Here is a 23,510-nt window from a genome sequence, read left to right as displayed (position 1 = left end):
TCGAGTCTGTTAAATGATAGAATTCTTCTTCGTAAAGTCCAAAATCTCATCAATATAGCCAAAAGCCAATCCTGTTACCGTATCCGCGCAGCCGTAATAGATAGCGATACGTTTCGTCTCCGGATCATGCAAGGCGGCACAGGGAAAGACTACGTTCGGAACGTCTCCCATGCACTCGTAATCCTTTTGCGGGGATAACAAATAAGGTCCGGAGCGGAATTTCACTTTCCAAGGTTGCTCCAAATCCAAGATAGCGGAACCGAAGCTATACACATACCCGTTGCAAGAACGAAGCACGCCGTGGTAAATCAATAACCAGCCCTCGGAAGTCTCGATAGGGATAGGGCCCGCACCGATCTTCGTACACTGCCAAGCGCTATCCTCGAACGCAGCCGGAGACATCACGTGGCGATGTTTACCCCAGAAACACATATCCGGAGACTCGCTATAGAATATATCGCCGAACGGAGTATGACCGTTGTCGCTCGGACGGCTTAACATGGCGAAGTTTCCGTTAATCTTACGAGGGAACATCACGCCATTACGGTTGAAAGGCAGATAAGCGTTCTCCAGCTGATGGAAGGTCTCGAAATCGAACGTGTAAGCCACGCCAATCGTCGGGCCATGATAACCGTTACACCAAGTCACATAATAACGATCCTCGATAAAACATACACGGGGGTCGTAGGCGTAAACAAACTCGCCGATCTCCTTGTCGTCGCACTCAAACTCGAGTTTTGTCTCGGAGATACTCCAATGAATGGCATCTGCGCTAAAACCTACGTGCAAACGCATCCGGCGATTCGTATCGTCGCAACGGAACACACCGGCATAACCACCTTTGAAAGGGACAACAGCACTGTTGAACACGCTGTTCGATGTCGGAAGGATATCACGAGGAATCACCGGGTTCTTCGAATATCTCCACAATACTTCTTTGCTACCCTCGGGACGATCTTCCCAAGGCATATCAGGCAGCGGAGCGCCTACGATTTTCAAATTATCCATAACTAATCCTATTAAAATATTACTGTACTAACTTATTACCTTTATCGTCATACGTGAACGGTACGAAATAGGCTACCAAGAATGAAGGGATCATCGCCAGCAAGGTCACGATAAAGAAATACTTATAACCTAGCCAGTCGCTCACGAAACCGCTCATCATTCCCGGAAGCATTACGCCAAGGTTCATGATACCTGAAGCGAACGCATAATGCGCCATCTGATGCTTGCCCGGAGCTACCTGTTGCATCATAAACAGCATTAAGCCCACGAAACCGAATCCATAGCCAAAATACTCGAATACGATGGCGGAAGCGATAATGAGACCATTATCAGGCTGGAAACACGCCAAGAACGTGTATACCAAAAACGGTATATTGAAACAACAACAAAGCGTAAACAATACCTTTCGCAACCCCTTGGCCGAGATATAATATCCACCGAGCAAAGAACCCAGCACGAACGCCGCCGCCCCAAACGTACCATAATACAAACCAATTTCTTGCTCCGTTAGTCCTAATCCTTGATCAGCTATCGGAGCTTTCAAGAACAAAGGTACGATCTTTATCACGAAACCCTCGGCAAAACGATACAATATGATGAAACAGATATACCACACGATATACTTCTTCGTGAAGAACTCCTTGAAGACCAGCCATAACTCAGCCATACTTTCCTTCAACGAATGTTCTCTGGTAGCGGCTTTCCCACCCGAAGGCAACATCTTCATATGATAAAAACCAAGCAGGATCATGATCGTACCGCAAAGCAGCATAACGATCATCCAAGCGTATATCACGGCCTCTTTCTCCAATCCTATCCCGGTAAAATATTGCATCATATAACCCGCCAGATAAACCAGACCACCCGTGGCTACGATCTTCGCCAAATTGTAAAACGCACCTTGCCAACCGATATATTTGGCTTGATCCTCCGGCGAGAGCTCTTTCATATAAACGCCATCCGTTGCCACGTCATGCGTAGCCCCGCTAAGCGCTATAATACCTAATAATGCGATAGATAGAGCAAAGAAACTCGGCAAGTTTAACGCCAAGGCCACTAAACCGAATAAGCAACCGGATAACAACTGAGTCAATACGACAAAGAATTTCTTAGTACGATACATTTCCAAAAACGGGCTCCATAAAGGCTTTAAGGTCCAAGGTAACATGATAACCGAGGTCCATAACGCAATCTGGGCATCCGATATATCCAATCCCTTAAACATGAGTACGGTAACCATGTTCAGCACTACAAAAGGCAATCCCATAGCAAAATAGACACTAGGGACCCAAGTTACAGGGTTTCGACGTTTAGTAGCATTCGTGTTTTTCTCTTCCATGCTTTATTTAGAATTTAGGTGTACAAATATAATTAATAATCCGGATATATCTTTAATCGATCGGACAAATAGAGGAGATCATCCCGAAGGTAGCGTTATCATTCAAATCCCAGACCATCTTTCCGGCTCCGTTTATCTCGATCAACTGCGGGTAATGTCCTTTCGCAGCCTCTCCGTCATGGCCTTGCCAGTTACAGATATACAAACCACCGTCCCGTTTAGGGAGCAACTGGGCAACAAAGAAAAGCTGGGCTCCCTCGATATCGTTCGCATTCATCTTGCGAACGATATCTCCTGTCTCGAAATTCAGCTCTATGAAGCAATGGGCATCACCGCAAGCGACCAGATAATTACCGTTATCCAACGCAGCCACGCTAAACGGGTTACCGTCTACTTTCACGCTTTTCAGCAATTGACCGGACGGGGATATTTCCCGGATCTCGGAGGTAGCGAACAAGGGCACTAGATAATTGCCCCGCTTATTCTTGTTTACTTGACGGAATTGTGCATGGGGTTGCTCAATTCGGGTATCGAAATCTGTTTTCGACAGGATCTCTCCTTTTGCGTTCACTTCCATGATCGTAGCCGGGTTTCCACACCACGCCAATAAATAATTACCGTTGGAAAGTACACGGGCTGTCTGCATCTCACACCCTTCCGGAGCGGAGATATTCCAGACCTCCTCATGATCCCGGGTGATTAGCTTCGCCCCTTTCGAATAGGAAAAAAGGATATTCCGATCGGGAGTAACAGCTACGGAATTACATTCCCATCCTTTTTCCAAGGGATGCTCCCATTCAATTTCTTTCGTGTTCTTGTTTACGATGGCGATCTTATCCCAGCCGGAACCGCCTAATAAAAGATGATGCGACGCCTCATGACATGCGGAACATACGAGTAGCAGGCATGCGGATAATATAAAAGTATAGATTTTCATGGTATATAATAATGTACTAATTAGATAATATGCCAATTATAGCAGGATGGACACATGGGATCCACCCTGCAAAAAAAGATCATGTGTGTTGTATTCGCATTGGCATATTGACACATTTAGCGAAACGACACATTGGTTCATTCTTCTTTATTTCGCTAAGTCACGGAACAACTCATATCCCTGATCAGGCGTGATACCTTGATGCACGACCGCATGAACCGCCTGGATCATGGCGACAGGAGAAGTACTCTGGAATACATTACGTCCCATATCCACGCCGGCCGCACCGTCGTTAATCGCATTATAACATAATTCCAACGCCTCCTTCTCCGGTAATTTCTTACCACCGGCGATTACCACGGGAACCGGGCAAGCGGCGGCTACCTTCTCGAAGCCCTCACAATAGTAGGTCTTCACGATATTAGCGCCATTCTCCGCACAGATACGGGAAGCCAGACCGAAATAACGAGCGTCTCGAGCCATTTGCTTACCAACAGCGGTAACACCCATTACCGGGATATTGTAACGGCTAGCCTTATCGACCGCCTTATATAAGTTAGCCACAGTCTTAGCCTCATGCGCCTCGTCGCCGATAGCCAACATAACCGCCATGGCGGAGACGTTCATACGGATAGCGTCCTCTATATCGATCAATACATTATCGTTCAAATCCGTAAGGATAGACGTTCCAGCGTCCGAACGAAGACAAATCGGTTTCGTCGTATTCGCCGGAATCGTAGATTGCAAGATACCACGGGTACACATCAAGCAATCCGCATATTCAATCAAAGGAACGATATTTAAGTCGATACGCTCCAGACCGGAAGTCGGCCCCATGATGAAACCATGGTCAAAAGCAAGCATAACCGCCTTGCCTGTCTTCGGGTTGAAGATACGGGATAAACGGTCTTTCATACCCCAAGGTAAGTTCTCGGCTCCCTTCACATGGAAACTCTGGTTCTCACAATTGATGCCTAAACCGAAGTCCGCACCTTCTCTTAAATCATCTAAATCTGCCATATTTATTATTCGTTTATTATTATATTTTATAGAGACGGGGCATGCCCCGCCTCACGCTGTGTATTATTTTATAGCGCCTCAGCAAAAGAAGCGAACATACAGCTCCAAGAAGTAGCCCCGCTATCAGCGAAACCAATCGAACGCTCACCATAATTACGGGCACGGCCAAAATTAGCTTTCATCGGTACCGTAGCCTCCGCTCCCTCAAGCGCCGCTTTAGCGCCAGCATTCAAGACTTCCTTGATATCATCCGACGTACAAGCCTGCATAGCCTCCACCGCCGGGATCAAGGCATCCATCATCGTCTTGTCGCCTCGTTTCGCTTGGGTTTGTTGTTGCACATTCGCCAAGCCACCGGCGAACATAGCTTTCACGCCTGCAGCATCCAACTCGGTTCCCTCTGCATGATCGCTCATACCCAAGAAGAAAGCGCCGAGCAAGGTACTTGTCGATCCGCTCACTTCCATCATCACGTCCATACCCATATCACCAAGCATTTGCTTGAACTCCGTTCCAGACTGAGCGCTTTTATTCACGGCAGTCATAGCGGCAACGATAGCGGTACCATGATCTCCATCCCCGATTACGGCATCCAATTTAGAGAATTCCTCCTCACGTGCCTTGATCTGTTTCAGCGCATTGTCTAACATGGCCTTGAAGGCCTCGATAGTAAGTTGTTTCATATATATTATTTATTTACCTAGGGTTGTCCAATAAGGTGCGTCCGCACGTTTGTTATTCAAATAATCGATATGGTCCTCATCCAAGATCGCCATGATCATCTGGAATCCAGCTTGCTCCTGTACGGTCAAGATCTCTTGGATACGGCTTACCACCACCTGCAAGCCACGAGCCTCTAATTCCTTATAAGCCTTGCGGAAGATGATATTCAATTCCATATGGGTAGTAGCGCCTACGCCGTTAATGATCAACAACATCTTATCACCGGCTTTTGGCTGTAACTGCTGGCAAAGTAGGTCTACCATCTCCGCTGCCGTATCATCGGCGGATACCAACGGTTTCTGTCCACCACCGCCTTCGCCATGCTGGCCCATACCGATCTCCATGATTCCATCGGGAAGATTCGTGATCGTACCTCCGTTCTGGGGATGCGTACAAGAACGCATAGCGACAGCCAAGGTAGCCACGTTCTTATTATAGCGTTCACCTATCTCAATCAACTCGTCTAAAGACTTCCCTTCCTCGGCGGCGGCACCTAATATCTTATACAAAGGAACACAACCGGCCAAGCCACGACGATCGTCTATATTCGCCCCGATACCTGCGCTGATATCATCATGCGTAAGTAATTTCTTCACCTTGATACCCTTACGAGCGGCCAACTGGCAAGCCATATTAGCGCTCATCACGTCGCCGGAATGGTTCAATACGACCAGCAAGATCCCGGCCTCACGATCCATCAATTGCAGTGCCTGAAACAAACGTTGGGCACCCGGAGCGGCGAATACGTCACCCACGACGGAGCAATCCAACATGCCCTCTCCTACGAAACCGCTCAAGGCAGGCTCATGACCGGAACCGCCTAAGGTAACGATCGCTACCTTATCATTGCCTTTCGGGTTAGCACGTACGACGATATTCTCAGCCGCCAACTTTACTTGATTCGGATACGCTAACGCATAACCTTCCAATAACTCAGCCGTAATATTCTCAGGATCATTTATGAATTTTGTCTTGATGTCTGACATGGTATTATCCTCCTTTAGATTTATGAATTTTGATTTACGAATTATTTTAGTTCCATGATCTCGATAGCGATACCTTCTTCCTCGATGAAAGCGATCGTCAAGTGCTCGTCGCAAACAGCCGGGCCGAAGATTACCTTCTTACCTTCCAACTCTTTTTCCAAACAAGGAACCGTATAAGCGATATGGCCATTGGTCTGTACCAACTCCGGTAGGCAGCTGCCTTTCTCGAATTTCAAGAACTCGATCCGGTTCGGACTCTTGCTGTAATCCGTCAACCATACACTCAGGCCTTCGTTATAAACCGCCCCTTCTTTACTTTCCGTAGTGACAATTCCTACGTGATTAAATGTTCTCATGATCTATTCAATTTATAGTTAGACAATTATATTATTAAAATTCGTTCTCTTCCGATAGGATATAAAGCCAGCCCCCAATACTAGGATGATCGACAGATAAAGATAAATAAATATCCCGTTCACGTTGTCATTCTGGCCATAAGAGTGCATGCCACTCAAGAAATAATTCACGCCGAAGAAGGTCATCAACACCGAATAGAAGGCCAAGATAGACGTAAAATTAAACAACCACAGGTTATTGCATTTCGGTATCAAGCGGAGATGCGTCACGATCGCATATATCACCATCGTAATCAACGCCCACGTCTCCTTCGGGTCCCAGCCCCAATAACGTCCCCACGACTCATTCGCCCAGACCGCTCCCAAGAAAGTACCGATCGTCATCAGGGCCAATCCGATCCAAAGTGACATCTCGTTCACGATACTCAATTCTCGTACCCGTTCTTTGAGCATCACGCTGTTCTTCTCCCCGCTTACGCTCATCATCACCAGATTCGTCAAGCCGATCAGACAGCTAATACCGAAGAAACCGTAAGCTCCCACGATAACCGCCACATGGAACATCAACCATGGGGATTTCAAGACCGGAACCAACGGATTGATCTGCGGGTCCATCCAACTCAAGCCGGACACGAACAAGATGATCCCCCCGAATAAAGTAGCCAACGCAAACGTAAGCGTACTCTTGCGTACGAACAACAACCCGGCGAACACCGTAGCCCAAGCCACATAAACCATCGTCTCGTACGAATTGCTCCAAGGGGCGTAACCTGCGATATACCACCGCATTCCCATCCCATACATATGGAAAACGAATACGGCCAAAATGCCCAGACTCAATACCCAAGTCGTATAGGTAACCCATTTTTCCTTCTTGAATAAGGCCACGAAAGCGAAGACCAGCAACAAGCCTCCCAAAATCAAGTACCCTTTCTTACATTGCCGGAATACATCCATTTGATTATATTTAATCTCGGCCTGTATTTTCTCAGGGCGAATGTCTACCGTCTTATTCTTGGCTTGCTGATACGTATGGATCATTCCGATTACCTCGTCCGCTTTCTCCCAATCACCACTCTTCAATCCTTCCTGTATCTCCGATAAATACCAGCCCATAATGTGGGTAACGAACATGGAGTCCTTTCCGGAAAACGCCGATAAATCATCGCCCGGCGCATACCATTTGTGATCCGGGTCGTCCTCTTTCGGGAAAAGGTTTAACATCTGGTAATTGATCAATTGATGGAAGATATTTACCTGCTCATCCAGCTTGATCAAGTCTTTATCGAAGCGGGTACGCTCCGCTGGCATTTTATTGTAGGCCTCTTCCAGCTTCTCTTGCAATTTATAGCGTCCGTTACTATCGAATACCTCTATATAGGCGCAATCCTTATCCGTAAGGTCGTAATAATTAGCCAGCTCACTATTAGACAAGGCGATAAACGGCACCCGGACCCACATATCCGGCATAGCCAAGACACTCAACAAGAACTGATCAGAGTTCAAGGAACCGAACTGATCCGATTTATGCAACTTTCGCAGTACCTCGGAAGAAAATGTATTGATCGGCAACATACGTCCGCTTACCGATTGGATCGGCAACGCACCGAACTTAGCGGCATGTTCCGGACTTATCGCATATTTCTGTATGGCCTCCTTCATCTCGGGAGCGGCCGCACCTTGCGCCCGCAAGCCCCCTACGGAAAGAAGAATCGCTACTAACAGGGTCGTTTTACGAGCGCCCGATCTTAAATCTTTCAACTGTCGGCTTAATTTCATGAAACGGGAGTTTTTACCTACCAAGCAAAGTATAAAGCCGATCACTAAAATCACGTAGCCGGTATACGTAATATTCCTTCCGGCCAGATCTCGGTTCACGGAAAGTACCGTTCCTTGCTCATCCGGGTCATAGGAGGCTTGGAAGAAGCGATATCCTTTCACGTCTAATACATTATTCATATATACCCGGGCATGGCGAGTCTGTCCATCTACATGTACCAGCAACTCACTCTCATAAGCGGAGGGACTGGCAGAACCGGGATAGCGGGTTAAGGTAAATTTCACGAGTTCTACGCTAAAAGGAAGCGTATGATAGAGAGTCTGGTCCGAGGTACGGATCATGATACGATCGCTAGCCTCTCCCTCACGCAGGTGAAGGATTCCTTCCTCGCCGAAAAGGTGGGAAATAAGGGCACCCAGAAGGATGACAATAAAGGCGGCATGGGTGACCATCAATCCCCATCTACGCCGCTTAAGTAACTGGTGCTTGATAACGATAGCCACGAAATTGGCTACCAATAAGAATTGGAGTAAGAAAAATACAGGAGAATAGTAAATCATCGCTTTAGCGGCGGCAGTACCATGATACTTCTCTATAAAAGTAGCGATAGCCAAGCCAAAGGCGTAGATCAATAGAAGGACGATAGTCGTCACGGAAGAAGAGATAAATCTTTCTAGAGTTTTCATTTGCTCATTTATTAATAACACTGATGCGACAAATGTACGCAGATTAATCATTTTTGAAAGAATCGGCGATTAATTTGCCGCATCCATGTTATCTATCTATAAATAGACCTTGTCTATTAATCCTCAATAATTACCCGGAAGCCTACGTTGAACACACGTTGGTACGGATAATATCCTTTACGGGTATAAGCCGTCGAGAATTTCGGTCGTTCGATATAAGAACCGCCACGAACCACCTTATACTCGGAGACCTCTTTCGATTTCTCGTTGTAAGGATAAGGCAAGTAATCTGAACGAGTCCATTCCGCCACGTTACCGTGCATGCAATACAAACCGAACGGATTCGCTTCATATTGCTTACCACCCACCTGAACCAAATTGCCATCATCCACGCCTTCCTCTTTCGGTAAGTAAGTATAGTACTTGTACCAATAAGAAGTCTTAGGCATCGGTTGCGGGTCGATACCGCTTACGGCAAGCAGGAGCGTGGTTACGTCGGCTAGGTTATCCTTTTTACCGAAGTCCGCATTCATATCGCCATACCAGAAATCTTGATCGCTACCGGCACGACAAGCCCATTCCCATTGCGCCTCGGTCGGAAGCGTGATGTTCAAGCCTATTTTCTCACTCAGCTTCTTACAATAATCCATCGCGTCATTGTAACTTACACGGATTACCGGTTGCTCTGGCTTATTAGCGGGATATCCTTGAACCACGTGATCCTTCCATTGCTGATCCACGAAACGGCTGTCGTGATCCGGGAAAATCACGTTGAATTGCTGGTTCGTAACCTCCAACTCACCCATCCAGAAAGCTTTGTCAATCTTCACTTTCGCCGTCGGACGAGTATCGGATTGCCCACGATAGCTACCCATCACGAATTGTCCGGCCGGAACGCGAACAAATGTCATCTTGATACCCGGAGCCAACTCGATCTCCTTACGGGTTTCCTTCTCGTCGGCCAACATAGCCTTGATCCGGTCCGCATCGAATGGCCAACCTTTCACCTTCAACTCTTTTTCCTTGACAGGAGCCAATTTCTCCGGCATCTCCGGTTTGATCTCACCTTTACCCTTCAAGTAAGCGGCATAATCGGAGATCTCTTTCTTCCAATCCACGCCTGCGCCATTCGCATACTTATCCGTCAACTCTTTACGGCGCTTGATCTGGTCGAAGCCTTGATACGGGATGATATCCTTCGAAAGCACATTTGCGTTGAAATAACCCTTATCCGGAGCGTTGTAATCAATCCAGTTATAAAGGGTTTTCCACTCTTTATCCGTCAGTTGCACGTTAAAGTGCCCTTTCTTCAACATACGAACCAGTTCACTCGTGTTCGGATGATATTCATACGGTTGAAGAACCACCATATCACCCTCGCCACCTTGACGGTGTACATACGGATGCAGATTCAAGTAAGAAGTGCCATAACCTAATTTATCCTTCTTGCCCCCACGCAAGTCGAAAGCCTTACCCTCACCATTATGGCAAGCGATACAGGCACGATCCAAGATCGGTTGGATCTCCAGATCGAACGTGAACGAACGGGTCCCCCCTTCCGGCGGAGTCAACGCATGCGGGGCTTTCTGCGAAGCCATCACACGTTTCGGGATAGGAATCTGGTTCTGGTCCTCATGGCAACCGATACAAGATACCACCTCGCCCGGCTGACCGGTCAACCAGCTACGCATCCACTGGATAGCCACTCCGTCTTTGTCTAACGGCTGGATAGAGATCGGCGTATTCGCCGGGATCTTGAAGATAGCGGAGCCATCCTCTTCTACCGGAACCGTACCCAACATACGCTTGATGTCCCAACCGGACTGGATTCCATGCCAGTTATGATCGGAGGTAGTCTTCACGTAAGCATACTCATAAGCGTGCAGACGAAGAGACTTAACCGTACCCCGGGGAATGCCTCTCAAACCCTCTCCCTCGTAAATATCCTGAATAAAGACCGTAGCCTCTTTGTCATTCAATTTCACACGGTCCGGAATAGCCGGAGGAGTCTGTGTCTTACGTACGGCAACCGGACTGATATAGCCCTCACCCTCTACCTTACGCAAACAAGTCACGTTATCGAATACGTCCACCAAATAGATACCCCATAAATCCTGTGGATCTAATTTAGCGGCCACCAAGAAATATTTATCATTCAGCGGAGTCGGTTTGATAAACTGCGGCCATACGCCATTTACCAACTCATCCTTAATCTCCTCCACGATCGGCCGGTTACGATACGGGATCTCCTGTACCATACCAGCGGCGCCTTTACGGGCTTTCGCCGGATCGAACACGATCAAACGACCGGAACGGGCAATACCATGGTGACCGGAGATAATTCCCACGAAAGCGGAACCGTGGCCCGGCAACGGCTGAATATCGAACGTACTGTTCGGGAACATCGATCCGCTACCATACAGCGCTTTCTGCTCCGTACCATCCGGATTCATGTTCATCACGATACGGGAATAATAGTGCGTCAAGTCCGTGTACTCCCAACGAGTGTACATCACACGACCGTTATTCATCACTACCGGGTTCCAGTTTGCGTCTTGATCGAAAGTCAGACGGCGCAAGCTCTTCGTGTCCGGCGTATAAAGTACCATATTACCGACAGGGTCATCACCGCTTACACAAGGCACGCCTTGATAACCGATATTCGAGTTGGCGATGATACGTCCGTCCGGCAGGTAGGTTCCGTCGTAGAACTCCAGATCCGGCTCCTCATTATGAATCAATTGCTTGAAACCGGTACCATCCAATTTCACCTCGAATACGTTCCAACGCTTATCGGGCATCGTCTGGGTAAACATAGCACGATCGCCATCCCAATGCATCCGCAAGTCGGCGACAGAGGAACCGTTTTCCGGTTTATAGATCGACCGTACCTGTACATCCTCCCCGCGTAAATTACTCAACTCCACGATATCGGCGTCGAAGCCCATACGGCGGGCGGACTCTTGGTTACTCCAGTTATTACCCTGCGTACCCAAATCCGGAGCCATTGCCTTATGAGCGTTTACACCTAATTTAAAGCGGGCAGCCAAGACTTTATCACCATCCAAGAACGGGTTCGCCAGCAAGATCGTACGTTTATTCGCGATCGCTTTCTCGGCATTAACCAAAGCGGCCTCATCACCATTATAAATGCCATCGAAACCTTTCTTTACCTGCTGTTCCAACTCATCCAGAACCGGTTGATATTTAGTGGCGTCGAAGCCTTTCAACTTTTTCATATCGTTGAAAGCCAAACGAATCGCCTCCATATTCAACCAACTCAAGTCGCTCTGCAAATTACAGATACGTTGAGTTTTCTCATAAAGTTTCAAATACTCACGGATCTGAGTATCAATATCTTTTTCCGTCTCGATCTGCTTAACAGCGTTCTTTACATACGCAGCGTCTTTCAGACGAGAAGCCAAATTCAAGACAATATCACGCTCGGCGGAAGCGTCACTAGCGGTCAACCAGTTCTCCAACCCATCGATATTAGCGTTTAAGGCCCCCAATTCCTTCGGATAAGCGGCTAGCAAACGTGCGGCCTCCTCCTTCGGGAAAACATTCATGATACGGAAGAATACACTACCTACCGTCGACTGATCGGCCAAACCCACCTCAGCCTCGAAGCGTACATATTCCTTATTGATATTGTACACCATCACGCCATTGGCATGGCATAATACACTATGATCGTATTTCTTACCGCCGATCAACAAAGGATTCCCGTATAAATCCGTATTCTTGCGGATACTGCCCGAGCCAGAAACCCAATAATCAGGATCTAACTCATCCAACCAAACCGAACTACCGTCCGCCTTGATTAAACGGGCGTTCGCCCATGTACCCCAATCCCAATCCGTACCATCCGGTCCGGCAGCCGTAACAAGCACCAACTGATCCAGCCCCGTCAAATCGGCGGACATCGGGACAGCCTTCTGCTTCGCCTTGATCCAAGCCGACATGATCGGCATGTTCGCCTTCACCAAAGAGGCACGAAGCTCAGACTTTTGTTTTACTGAGGCGTCAATCCAGTTATCCACCTTCTTTTGCTTCGGACCTGCCGAAACAAGAAGAGAGGTCGACAACAAGAGTGATACCATTATATAGTATTTATTCATGTATTAAATTTAAATTTAGAAGGTTGTTTATTGAAACCCTAAGGATCACGATCGGCAACCCTTAGAATTACGAAGCATAACCCTAGAGGTTTTTATAAAGCGGCCTTCTGGTTCGTGAAACGTAAGCCAGCGTTGTCGTGATAGCATGCCCACTCATCTACGATAGCGCCTTCCGGACCTGCCATCATAAAGTGGAATGTCTCCAATTTCTTCAGACGTAATACGTCGCCGACCTTCTGAACCACGAAATTCTTGCTCTTGATCGGTCCGTGTCCAGCAGGGATAGCCGGGGCGTTCGGAGTCTCGTCACCTACCTCAGAGAAGTTGTATACCCAACCCTTCTCTACCATCCAAGACTCATGTTTAGCAGGGAAGTCAGTCTTTACGTGAGCGTGTTCCGGAATCATCTGGCCCGGCAACAAATAGATAGCGTGAGCGAAATACTTATACTCCGGATCGTTGATCCAGAAAATACCACCCATACCTACATTCTCGAAATCACCCAAACCAAAGTCTGTCACCCACATATCTTTCGCCATCAACTCCGTGAAAGGAACATCGTAGAAAGCAAACATATCTTTCATCGCTTCCATAGCGACATCTTGTTGAAACTTGCCGTCTTTATAAAAATCGGCGTTCGTGTACTTCTTTGAATAAGCCATTGTTCTATTTTTTTGATTGTTAGTATTACATGCGTTCGTGCATTCTTTGCGGCAAGTTCCTTCCGGACAATTACCCTCCCCGTTAGCGGCGCAACAAGTAGCGTCTGTTGTTGTCTTTCCCGTACATGCGACCATAGATGCCAACGCCAATCCCATAGCCGCCATTTTCATGTTCAAACCTTTTCTCATTTGTTTTTGTGTATATTTGTTAGTACTATCTGTTTCAACGTATCGCTATTCCCTCGATCTCGATCAATAACTCATCCCGGCAAACGTCGGCCCACATATAAGAGATCGGGATATTTAATCCGTAGGTATTCATCAAACGCTCAGCCTCCTCGTAGTCGGATTTATTCTTCAAGTAGACTCGTAACTTAACCAATTTAGCGTCAGCGATCAGTTCCGCTATATTTTCCATCGTGATCCGTAATTGACGTTCCAGCCCTACTCCCTTCAAGCTCTCCTCACCACGGATAGCGGCTGTACCGGAGATATAAATCAATTTACGATCCTGAAAAGACATACTCTTGGCACGCTCGAACTTAGGAGTCGTCTTCTTTTGTCGGGCAACTTCCAGTACTTGTTCCGAATACGCATGGGCAGCCACCTGCAACTTATTATCGATCGGCGTAGCGAAAGCATCCGGCGTAGTAAACACGGCGGCATCCACATCGATCAAGATACCTCCCAGATTCGCCCCGATACCCGTAGCGGCAGGATAACCATTCGTCCATTCCGTTTTACTATAAAAATCAGACCGGGCGTTATTAAACGCTTGATAATGCTGATCCTGACCGTCGAAAGCTGTTATACGCTCGATATAATTCCACTGACGGATAATGCTATTCAACGGAAAACCCTCCCGACGAAGCACATCCCCCAATAACCGGAAAGCTTCCACCGACTGAGGCTCTATACCAAAATGGAGTACATCCCCTTGAAAACCGCCGGCAAAAAGGAAACGTCCCGAGGCATTCTCCAACAAGACATAAGGAACACCTTGATAATGACGGAAAGTAATCCGATCCTGCGCATCGGGCACATAGCTATGTACCTCCATCAGCAAAGGAGCGTTCAGCGGCGGTTGGGAGACATAGCTCAAAGCCGGTTCGCAATCCCCATAATACCGACGGATTTTCTCCCGCAGCAAAACCCGGCGTGCCACGTATTCCTCATTCGTACCCGGAGTACCGAAAAAGGCCAGTCTCATGATCACCTCGTTTTGAGGTAATTGAGACAATAGATCGTCCACCATAACCGCGAACTCAGCCGGCTCAGTGTTTAATATCGTATAATGTATTTTCTCACAATAATTCATATCCTTTTATTTTACAGGGAGTTTACATATTCCGTTAATGCCTCGACATCTTTCTTGGAGACCTTTTTATCGATACCATGCTTATGGACCTCGAACACCTCTTCCATGGTAGCCGCACGCCCATCAAACAGATAAGGAGCCGTACGCCAAACCTCAATCAAAGTAGGAGTGTCCCACCCTTTCTCAAATTCGATATCCTCGCCGATACGGTGCATCTTCATATCCGTATAATAAGGACCGCTATGACACTCGCCACATTTCAGTTTCTCAAACACCTTTCTTCCCTCTTTCGCCTTATCCGATAATTCCCCATTTACTAAATACGGACTAGGCACCGGACGCAAGGATTTCATATAAGCGTCCACACATTTCGCCATTTCCTCTTCTGGCTCAAAAAACTGGATGAACTTAAAACCGGCACGTACCGCATATTCCGCACTCTCACGAACACCCGAGATCATGCTTGGGGGAGTCACATGCGAATACAACATGCTCTTACAATTCTTCGAGTTACCAACTCCATCATTCATCAAGTCCCAGTTCATCCCGTCCGTACGGGCATCCCCCGGATGGCAACCATTACAACTCTGCCAGCCTTGATAACAATGATTCGCATCGTTAAAATATTTCTCGCCCTTGTTCTCCGGCGTTTCCGTACGACCCGGATTCATGTCGGTAGCCGTTACCTCCAATGTATTTATATCGACGGTATTCAAGATATCGGCGAAATAAGTAGGGATTATCAACTTATCTCCCGAAAATATAAAATTTCGGGGACCGTTTCCTTGTAAGGGAACTCGCTCACGAAGTCCATACAAGAAATTCAAGTCGTAATCCAGACGGCTCTTATCCTTATAAGACTCAAACTTCGCCAACATCGCCGGATGATCGATCAAGCTTACCTCATGCGTACCGCTATGCGTGATAAAGATATGCTTGTCATCGCAAGCGATACTCCAGATACCGGCAGCGCCACGATCCGGCTCGTCCACCAATACCGCCCCAACGAATTCCTGCTTCGCCACATCGATCACGCTAAAAGCACTCGTGTTCATCCAACCTTGTTGAAGCTGGGAAGTAGGCACCGTGAATCGTCCCAAGTTATGAGACACGTATATATATTTCCCGTCCGGCGTGATGCACATCCCTCGTAAGGCATTGCTACCATTCGCCAATTGGATATCTTTCACTTTCGTAAACCCATCCATCTCGATTACCGATACGCAAGCGGCCACCACATCCACGTCCGCCCGTTGTGCGGGCAGGAAATTCGTAACAAACATATACTTGCCATCCTTGCTGAATACCGCCGATTTAGGCTCACGCAACACTTTCACGCTCCGGACTACCTTACGCATCACCGGATCTACCTCGACCACCGAATTATCGAACTGATTACATACATATATATGTTTCTTATCCGGCCCGAACATCGGATGGCAGGCTCCCGATCCCGTCGGTATGGCCGCTTCCACCCTACCCGATTCCAAGGAAAGAACTTGTAGGCGGCCGGTGTTCTCGAAGGTCGTCACATACACCTTATCCCCATCCGGAAGCAATCCGGTCGGGATCTCATCAAACGGAAACGAATGAAGCAAGCTCTTACCGTCCGCTGAAAAGATATCCAGATGTCTCGTTCCTTTCTGTGTCATTAATAGCTCCCCCTTTGCGTTCAATACGGCATCCGTAGTAAAGAAAGGTGGGTTGCCGGCTGAAGCGAGAGAAACGCAACAGCCGACAAGACAAGCCACCAATGAGTTTTTTATCAAGTATTTTCGTGTGTTCATGGTATATTTTGTATTCCTTATTTTCTAAATCCTAGTTCGTTCGAGATTACCCCGGCAACCTCCTTGATCGCCTTCACCGTATTTTTCACCACCTCTTTCGATAAGCGGTCTTTCGGGCCGGAGATCCAAATCGCTCCACAAGGATATCCCGTATAATTAAAGATCGGGGCGCCTACACAGATCACGCCGCTCAGCTCCTCCTCATTATCCATGGCATACCCCAGTTTGCCAACCCTTTCTAATTCCTCCAGATAGGCCTCACGAGAAGTGATCGTCCGGGAATTATACCGTGTAAACGTCATGTAGGACAGGTAACGATCTCGCACCGTCTTCGGCAAATAAGCCATAATCGCCTTTCCCGGAGCCGAACAATGCAACTCAAACGGCTTTCCCGGCGACAGGACGAAGCGGAACGTATGATGTCCTTGCGCTTGTTCGATAAAAATCCCTTTCTCATCTCCCAAGACACCAAAGCAAGCGGTCTCTTTCACTTGATCACGTAAATCACGCAAATGTGGCAAGACGGTCTCTAAAAGATTGTGTTCATTCAAGGATCTGAAACCAAGAGTCAATAATTTTCGGGAAAGTTTATAGCGTTTCGTGTCTTCACTAAAATTAAGATATTCCAGCCGCACCAATGTATTCAAAATACGGTAAGCCGTGGTCTGCGATATATCGAGCGCCGACTTAATATCTTGCAATGTTTCCCCCGCCGACCGCAAGGAAAGGTACTCAAGAACCGCAATGCCCTTCTCTAAATTAGGCACTTTATAGTTCTCATCCACTTTTTCCATATTTGGCAGCGTGTTTTCCATATTTGAAATTGCGTTTCAGATTTGAATCAAATATAGCAGTGATGAATTTAAACAAGATACGAAATATGTAAAAAGGTGTTAAGTATGTTGCAGAGCATAAATATCATAGAACAAAAAAGCCGGAATCTCTTCCGGCCTTCTTTAAACGCAATGAATCTACTATTTTTATTTCTTGCAATCGCAAGTTGAGTAGGCTACTAACATCCAAACCAACTTCTCCTGTTCTTTCAGATAATCGCTCATCAAAGCGACCGTAGCCTCATCGCCTGCCTCAGATGCCAAGGAAAGAAGTTTACGCTCCTCACCGATCAGATGACCGTATGTATCAAGAATATTCTTTAACGCCTCATCACCGCAAGATACGCCTGATACCTCTTTTACACGGGCTACTTTCAAATACTCGCTGAACTTGTTCTCCGGCTCGCCTCCCAACATCAGGATACGTTCCGCCAACTCGTCAACCTTCTCGGCAGCGTTGTTGTACATATCCTCGAATTTACCATGAAGAACGAAGAAACCGTGTCCCTTAATATTCCAGTGGAAACCACGAAGGTTCGTATAGAATACTTGGTAATCCGCCAATAATTGTTTCAAGCTTGCTACTACGTTACTTACCGCTGACGCATCTAAATGAAGATAATCTAATGTTTTCATACTGCTATTTTTTAATTGTTATACTTTTCGTTTTTCTTATATTGCAAAGATATGGCAAATATAAACAACTGTCAAACAGATAATTCCTATACATATATAGATAAAATCTATATTTAAACGATCAGCAAGAAGACTTGCGATAGAACTTGGGTTTCTATTTACCCAATTTAAACTTATATCCTGCGGTAAGAGCCAAAGTATGGTAATTCGCCTCGATCGATCCTCCCTTATGCTCTTTACCTAACGATACATCATAGCCAAAATTGATAAAGCATTGTTTTATTTCCACACCTACAGTGGCACTTATCCCCCAATCAAAAGCACGAAGCCCTTCACAGGGATCATGGGTATAAAACTTAGCGGATTCTTCCGAAGCGACAGACCATCCCCCGAACATTCCTTTATCCAATACGCTTACGGCTATATAAGGGCCTACTCCAACATTCAAACGAATATCCTCAGCTAATTTGAATGAGAAATTAGCCATAATCGGTAATTGCAAGAAATTTCGTGTCACCTTATTTGAGTAATCATACGCATATCCATACGGATCATAAGTAGGTCCCGGCACTGCCCACCAATAACACCCATATCCATATCCGGGAAATTTGTCATTACTATATCCCCTTTGCGTATAATACAAACCTGACTTCAGAGAGAGAAATTCCGGCTTCAACTGATATTCCACTCCTACCCCAATCTTCCAACTCGGTTTCCAATCAACCATTGGACCCGCCTTCATCACTGTCATACCCGCTTCCGGAACTACCGACCACTGGGCTTGTACCGATATTACACCCAACATTAACACCATCGCAAATAATACAACTCTTTTCATATACTTTTTATTTTGATAAAATAATCGAACGACATATATGAATAAGACATGAAACAATAAAAAACCCCTATTGGCACCAACAGAAAAAGGCCGGAATCACTTCCGACCTTCTCCAAACGCAATGAATCACCTTTTTTACTTCTTGCAATCGCAAGTTGAATATGCTACTAACATCCAAACCAACTTCTCTTGTTCTTTCAGATAATCGCTCATCAAAGCGACCGTAGCCTCATCTCCCGCCCCGGATGCCAAGGAAAGAAGTTTACGTTCCTCATCGATCAAATGACCATACGTATCAAGAATATTCTTTAACGCCTCGTCACCACAGGACACGCCTGATACCTCTTTTACACGGGCTACTTTCAGGTACTCGCTGAACTTGTTCTCCGGCTCGCCTCCCAACATCAGGATACGTTCCGCCAACTCGTCAACCTTCTCGGCAGCGTTGTTGTACATATCCTCGAATTTACCATGAAGAACGAAGAAACCGTGTCCCTTAATATTCCAGTGGAAACCACGAAGGTTCGTATAGAATACTTGGTAGTCCGCCAATAATTGTTTCAAGCTTGCTACTACGTTACTTACCGCTGATGCGTCTAAGTGGATATAATCTAATGTTCTCATAATTGCTACTTTTTAATTTGTTATACTTTTTGCTTTTCTTGTACCACAAAGATACGGCAAGTATAAGTAGCTGTCAAACAGATAATTTTTATATCAAGATAGAGGAAATTTATTAAACTATTCCATACAATAAGTATGCAAATGACATGAATACATAAATAATTGGATACTAACATTTTAAAAAGACGATTATCATTTTCGAAAAACACGTACGTGTTTTTTTGAAAAGTCGTACATGTTTTTCGGGAAACACGTACGACTTTTTACAGAATCATACGGCAAGGAACTAGAACATACATAAAAATATACGATAAGTCTCCCTTTTTCAGGGGGCCCAAAAGCATTTCCCCCAAAATCCCCTACTCGAATTATCGCTGTGGTTTTAGAGAGCCGTAAAAGTTACTTGATAAAGAAAGAAACCGGACGAACACCTATAAAAACTTAAGCAAAAAGGTTACCTTCGCGGAAACAAGATTTCGCTTTGGAAGTACAAGAATTATTGAAACTATATGCCGCTCACCCGCAAGTGACGGCGCTGGACACCTTACTGAAAAACGATACGTCCCGCAATATATTCCTAAAGGGACTGAATGGCTCGGGTCCGGCAATGACGATCGCCTCTCTTTTTACGAAAGGAAGGGGGAGTTATGTGTGCGTGTTGAACGACCAAGAGGAAGCCGGCTATTTCTATCACGACTTGATGCAACTTACCGCCAGCAATGAGGTATACTTCTTCCCATCCGCTTACCGGAGGGCCATCAAGTACGGGCATGTCGATCCGGCGAACGAGATCCTGCGCACCGAGGTACTCAGCCGGTTGCAAGACCCGGACGCCTCTTTCGTGATCGTCACGTATCCGGACGCCTTGGCGGAACGAGTCGTGGCCCGGGAGGTATTGAAGGAGAATACCTTAAAGATCAGCGTGGGCGAGAAGCTGGATAATATGTTTGTCTCCGACGTGCTGGACGAGTATGGCTTCGAGCAGGTCGACTATGTATATGAGCCGGGGCAGTACGCCCTCCGTGGCAGTATCCTCGACGTTTTCTCTTTCTCCAACGAGTTTCCTTACCGTATAGACTTTTTCGGCGACGAGGTGGAGACCATCCGTACGTTCGACGTGGAGACGCAACTCAGCAAGGAGAAACTGGACAGCATCTATATCGTACCGGAGATGAGCAAGAACGCCATGGATAGTAATTCCTTGCTAGGCTCCCTTCCCCGGAACACCTGCATAGCGGCGAGAGATCTCGCATGGTGCAAGGAGCGCATCGGAAGCGTATGGAACGACGATCCGGTGGTAGCCGACGAGGAATCCTTCGCCGATATCGACCAGATGCGGAAGAAATTAGTCCGGGGCGAGGACTTCCTACGGGAGGTCTTGGATTTCCGTCGCATCCATTTCGGGGCACGGCCGATGGGAACGGCGGACGCTACCATCCATTTCTCTACGCAAACGCAGCCGATCTATCATAAGAATTTCGACCGGGTGAGCGAGTCGTTCCATAAATACCTCGACGAGGGCTATACATTATATATATTGAGCGATCAAGAGAAACAAGCCAACCGTATCCGGATGATTTTCGAGGATAGGGGCGACAATATCCCTTTCACCGCCGTAAACCGCACGATACACGAGGGATTCGCCGACGATACGCTACGCATCTGCTTTTTCACCGACCATCAATTGTTCGACCGCTTCCACAAGTTCAACTTGAAGAGCGATAAGGCACGAAGCGGAAAGATCACCCTTTCGCTCAAGGAGCTGAACCAGTTCTCGCAGGGGGATTATATCGTACATATCGACCATGGCGTAGGACAGTTCGGAGGCTTGGTACGCACCGAGGTGAACGGTAAGATGCAAGAGGCCATCAAATTGATTTATCAGAATAACGATATTATATTCGTCAGCATCCATTCCCTGCATAAATTATCGAAATACAAGGGGAAAGAGAGCGGCGAGCCGCCTAAGTTGAGCAAGCTCGGCACAGGCGCTTGGGAAAAGATGAAGGAACGTACCAAGGCGAAGGTGAAGGATATCGCCCGGGACCTGATCCTCCTCTATTCCAAACGCAAGCAAGAGACGGGTTTCGCCTACACGCCGGACAGCTTCATGCAGCATGAGCTGGAAGCCAGCTTCATCTATGAGGACACGCCGGACCAGATGAAGGCTACCGCCGAGGTCAAGGCGGATATGGAAAGTACCCGTCCGATGGACCGGTTGATTTGTGGAGACGTTGGTTTCGGAAAGACCGAGGTGGCTATCCGCGCGGCATTCAAGGCGGTATCGGACAATAAGCAGGTGGCCGTGTTGGTACCCACCACCGTACTGGCTTTCCAGCATTACCAGACGTTTTGTGAGCGCTTGAAGGATTTCCCTTGCAAGATCGATTATATCAGCCGGGCCCGTACGGCCGCACAAATCAAGGCTACCTTGAAAGAGCTGAAAGAGGGCGAGGTGAATATCTTGATCGGTACCCACCGGATCGTCGGCAAGGATGTACGTTTCAAGGATCTGGGCTTGCTTATCATCGACGAGGAGCAGAAGTTCGGGGTATCCGTCAAGGAGAAGCTTCGGCAGCTGAAGGTGAACGTGGACACCTTGACAATGACGGCCACCCCAATCCCCCGTACCCTACAGTTCTCCTTGATGGGGGCCCGGGATCTTTCCAGCATCACCACGCCACCGCCCAACCGTTATCCCGTGCAGACGGAGGTGGAGCGTTTCAATCCCGATATCATCCGGGAAGCGATCAATTTCGAGATGAGCCGGAACGGGCAGGTATTCTTCATCAACAACCGTATCCAGAACATTTACGAGATGGAAGCCTTGGTACGGCGGGAAGTCCCCGACGCACGGGTAGCCGTGGGGCACGGGCAGATGGAGCCGGAGAAGCTGGAGAAGATCATCCTCGACTTCGTGAACTATGAATACGACGTATTGATCGCTACCAGTATCGTGGAGAGCGGCATCGACGTGCCCAACGCCAATACGATCATCATCAACAACGCCCAGCAATTCGGGCTTAGCGACCTCCATCAGCTACGCGGACGTGTAGGACGAAGCAACCGGAAAGCCTTCTGCTACCTCCTTTCCCCGCCCCTCACCTCGCTGACGCAGGAGGCACGGCGCAGGTTGCAAGCGATCGAGAACTTCTCCGAGCTGGGTAGCGGTATCCATATCGCCATGCAAGACCTCGATATCCGGGGGGCCGGCAATATGTTGGGGGCCGAGCAAAGCGGTTTCATAGCGGATCTGGGTTACGAGACGTACCAGAAGATCTTGGAGGAGGCGGTAGACGAGTTGAAAAGCGAGGAATTCGCCGATCTTTACGCCGATAACACCGAAGGGCACCGGGATACGGGCAGCGAGTACGTCCGGGAGACCTATATCGAAAGCGACCTGGAATTGATGTTCCCTCCCACCTACATCCCCAACGACTCGGAGCGTATCTCCCTATACCGGGAGTTGGATAATATGGAGGAGGAACGTGATATCCTCGCCTTTACGGAGCGCTTGAAAGACCGCTTCGGCAAGATACCGAAGGAGGGCAAGGAGTTGATCCGGATCGTGCGCCTCCGTCGTATGGCCAAGAAACTGGGTATGGAGAAGGTGATCCTGAAGAAAGGGCAGATGAGCCTCTTCTTGGTGAATAACCCGGACAGCCCGTATTACCAAAGCGAGGCGTTCGGCAAGCTGCTGGGCTTCATCCAAAAGCATCCCCGTGAATGCAACCTCCGGGAGCAGAATGGCAAGCGAAGTATCGTGATCAAGAACGTCCCTACGGTGGAAGCGGCATGCGGCTACCTGCAAGAGATGGAAAAAATAAACTCAACCAACTTTTGACACATCCTCTTA

17 protein-coding genes are annotated in these 23,510 nt (G+C 47.4%); 1 reads left to right on the top strand and 16 read right to left on the bottom strand.

Annotation, left to right across the window (positions count from 1 at the left end; translation table 11 throughout):
• Positions 1–9 precede the first annotated feature (9 nt).
• The 16 genes from DW205_RS05980 to DW205_RS05905 form a co-directional block, all read right to left on the bottom strand.
• Complete coding sequence (locus DW205_RS05980; protein ID WP_005857736.1) at positions 10–1,008, bottom strand: glycoside hydrolase family 130 protein; 999 nt, start codon at positions 1,006–1,008, stop codon at positions 10–12.
• 19 nt (positions 1,009–1,027) lie between these two features.
• Complete coding sequence (locus DW205_RS05975) at positions 1,028–2,347, bottom strand: MFS transporter (RefSeq protein ID WP_005863027.1); 1,320 nt, start codon at positions 2,345–2,347, stop codon at positions 1,028–1,030.
• Positions 2,348–2,399: 52 nt separating this feature from the next.
• Complete coding sequence (locus DW205_RS05970; protein WP_005863029.1) at positions 2,400–3,284, bottom strand: WD40 repeat domain-containing protein; 885 nt, start codon at positions 3,282–3,284, stop codon at positions 2,400–2,402.
• A gap of 147 nt (positions 3,285–3,431) precedes the next feature.
• Positions 3,432–4,304 carry a 3-hydroxy-5-phosphonooxypentane-2,4-dione thiolase gene (gene lsrF, locus DW205_RS05965; protein ID WP_005863031.1) on the bottom strand — a complete coding sequence of 291 codons (873 nt, stop codon included), beginning with the start codon at positions 4,302–4,304 and terminating at the stop codon, positions 3,432–3,434.
• Positions 4,305–4,372: 68 nt separating this feature from the next.
• On the bottom strand, positions 4,373–4,987 hold the full coding sequence (locus tag DW205_RS05960) for a DAK2 domain-containing protein (protein ID WP_005863034.1): 615 nt from the start codon (positions 4,985–4,987) through the stop codon (positions 4,373–4,375).
• A 9-nt stretch (positions 4,988–4,996) separates the two neighbouring features.
• Positions 4,997–6,013: a dihydroxyacetone kinase subunit DhaK gene (locus DW205_RS05955; RefSeq protein WP_005863037.1), complete on the bottom strand. Its 1,017-nt coding sequence runs from the start codon at positions 6,011–6,013 to the stop codon at positions 4,997–4,999.
• 41 nt (positions 6,014–6,054) lie between these two features.
• On the bottom strand, positions 6,055–6,369 hold the full coding sequence (locus tag DW205_RS05950) for a hypothetical protein (RefSeq protein WP_005857750.1): 315 nt from the start codon (positions 6,367–6,369) through the stop codon (positions 6,055–6,057).
• 18 nt (positions 6,370–6,387) lie between these two features.
• Positions 6,388–8,835 carry a cytochrome c biogenesis protein CcsA gene (gene ccsA / locus DW205_RS05945; RefSeq protein ID WP_005863039.1) on the bottom strand — a complete coding sequence of 816 codons (2,448 nt, stop codon included), beginning with the start codon at positions 8,833–8,835 and terminating at the stop codon, positions 6,388–6,390.
• Between the two features lie 116 nt (positions 8,836–8,951).
• Positions 8,952–12,938: an SUMF1/EgtB/PvdO family nonheme iron enzyme gene (locus DW205_RS05940; RefSeq protein ID WP_005863041.1), complete on the bottom strand. Its 3,987-nt coding sequence runs from the start codon at positions 12,936–12,938 to the stop codon at positions 8,952–8,954.
• Positions 12,939–13,048: 110 nt separating this feature from the next.
• Positions 13,049–13,807 (bottom strand): hypothetical protein, encoded by a 759-nt coding sequence (locus DW205_RS05935; protein WP_005863044.1) that lies wholly within the window; start codon positions 13,805–13,807, stop codon positions 13,049–13,051.
• Between the two features lie 34 nt (positions 13,808–13,841).
• Positions 13,842–14,936 carry a hypothetical protein gene (locus DW205_RS05930; RefSeq protein ID WP_005863046.1) on the bottom strand — a complete coding sequence of 365 codons (1,095 nt, stop codon included), beginning with the start codon at positions 14,934–14,936 and terminating at the stop codon, positions 13,842–13,844.
• A gap of 11 nt (positions 14,937–14,947) precedes the next feature.
• Positions 14,948–16,723, bottom strand: coding sequence for a YncE family protein (locus tag DW205_RS05925; protein ID WP_005863048.1), 1,776 nt, complete (start codon positions 16,721–16,723; stop codon positions 14,948–14,950).
• Positions 16,724–16,740: 17 nt separating this feature from the next.
• On the bottom strand, positions 16,741–17,538 hold the full coding sequence (locus tag DW205_RS05920) for an IclR family transcriptional regulator (RefSeq protein WP_005863050.1): 798 nt from the start codon (positions 17,536–17,538) through the stop codon (positions 16,741–16,743).
• Positions 17,539–17,703: 165 nt separating this feature from the next.
• On the bottom strand, positions 17,704–18,192 hold the full coding sequence (locus DW205_RS05915; protein ID WP_008772444.1) for a Dps family protein: 489 nt from the start codon (positions 18,190–18,192) through the stop codon (positions 17,704–17,706).
• Positions 18,193–18,346: 154 nt separating this feature from the next.
• Complete coding sequence (locus DW205_RS05910; protein ID WP_005863056.1) at positions 18,347–19,030, bottom strand: porin family protein; 684 nt, start codon at positions 19,028–19,030, stop codon at positions 18,347–18,349.
• 135 nt (positions 19,031–19,165) lie between these two features.
• The gene (locus tag DW205_RS05905; RefSeq protein WP_005863058.1) at positions 19,166–19,654 is read right to left on the bottom strand and encodes a Dps family protein; all 489 of its coding nucleotides are present in this window, start codon (positions 19,652–19,654) and stop codon (positions 19,166–19,168) included.
• A 481-nt stretch (positions 19,655–20,135) separates the two neighbouring features.
• On the opposite strand from DW205_RS05905, the gene mfd reads away from it, so the two are divergent.
• On the top strand, positions 20,136–23,498 hold the full coding sequence (gene mfd / locus DW205_RS05890) for a transcription-repair coupling factor (RefSeq protein ID WP_005863060.1): 3,363 nt from the start codon (positions 20,136–20,138) through the stop codon (positions 23,496–23,498).
• Positions 23,499–23,510 lie beyond the last annotated feature (12 nt).

The organism is Parabacteroides sp. AM17-47, from assembly GCF_003434625.1.
GTDB classification, from domain to species: Bacteria; Bacteroidota; Bacteroidia; order Bacteroidales; family Tannerellaceae; genus Parabacteroides; species Parabacteroides distasonis.
Note: the sequence above shows the minus strand (reverse complement) of the source record. Positions and strands in the feature narration are given on the sequence as shown.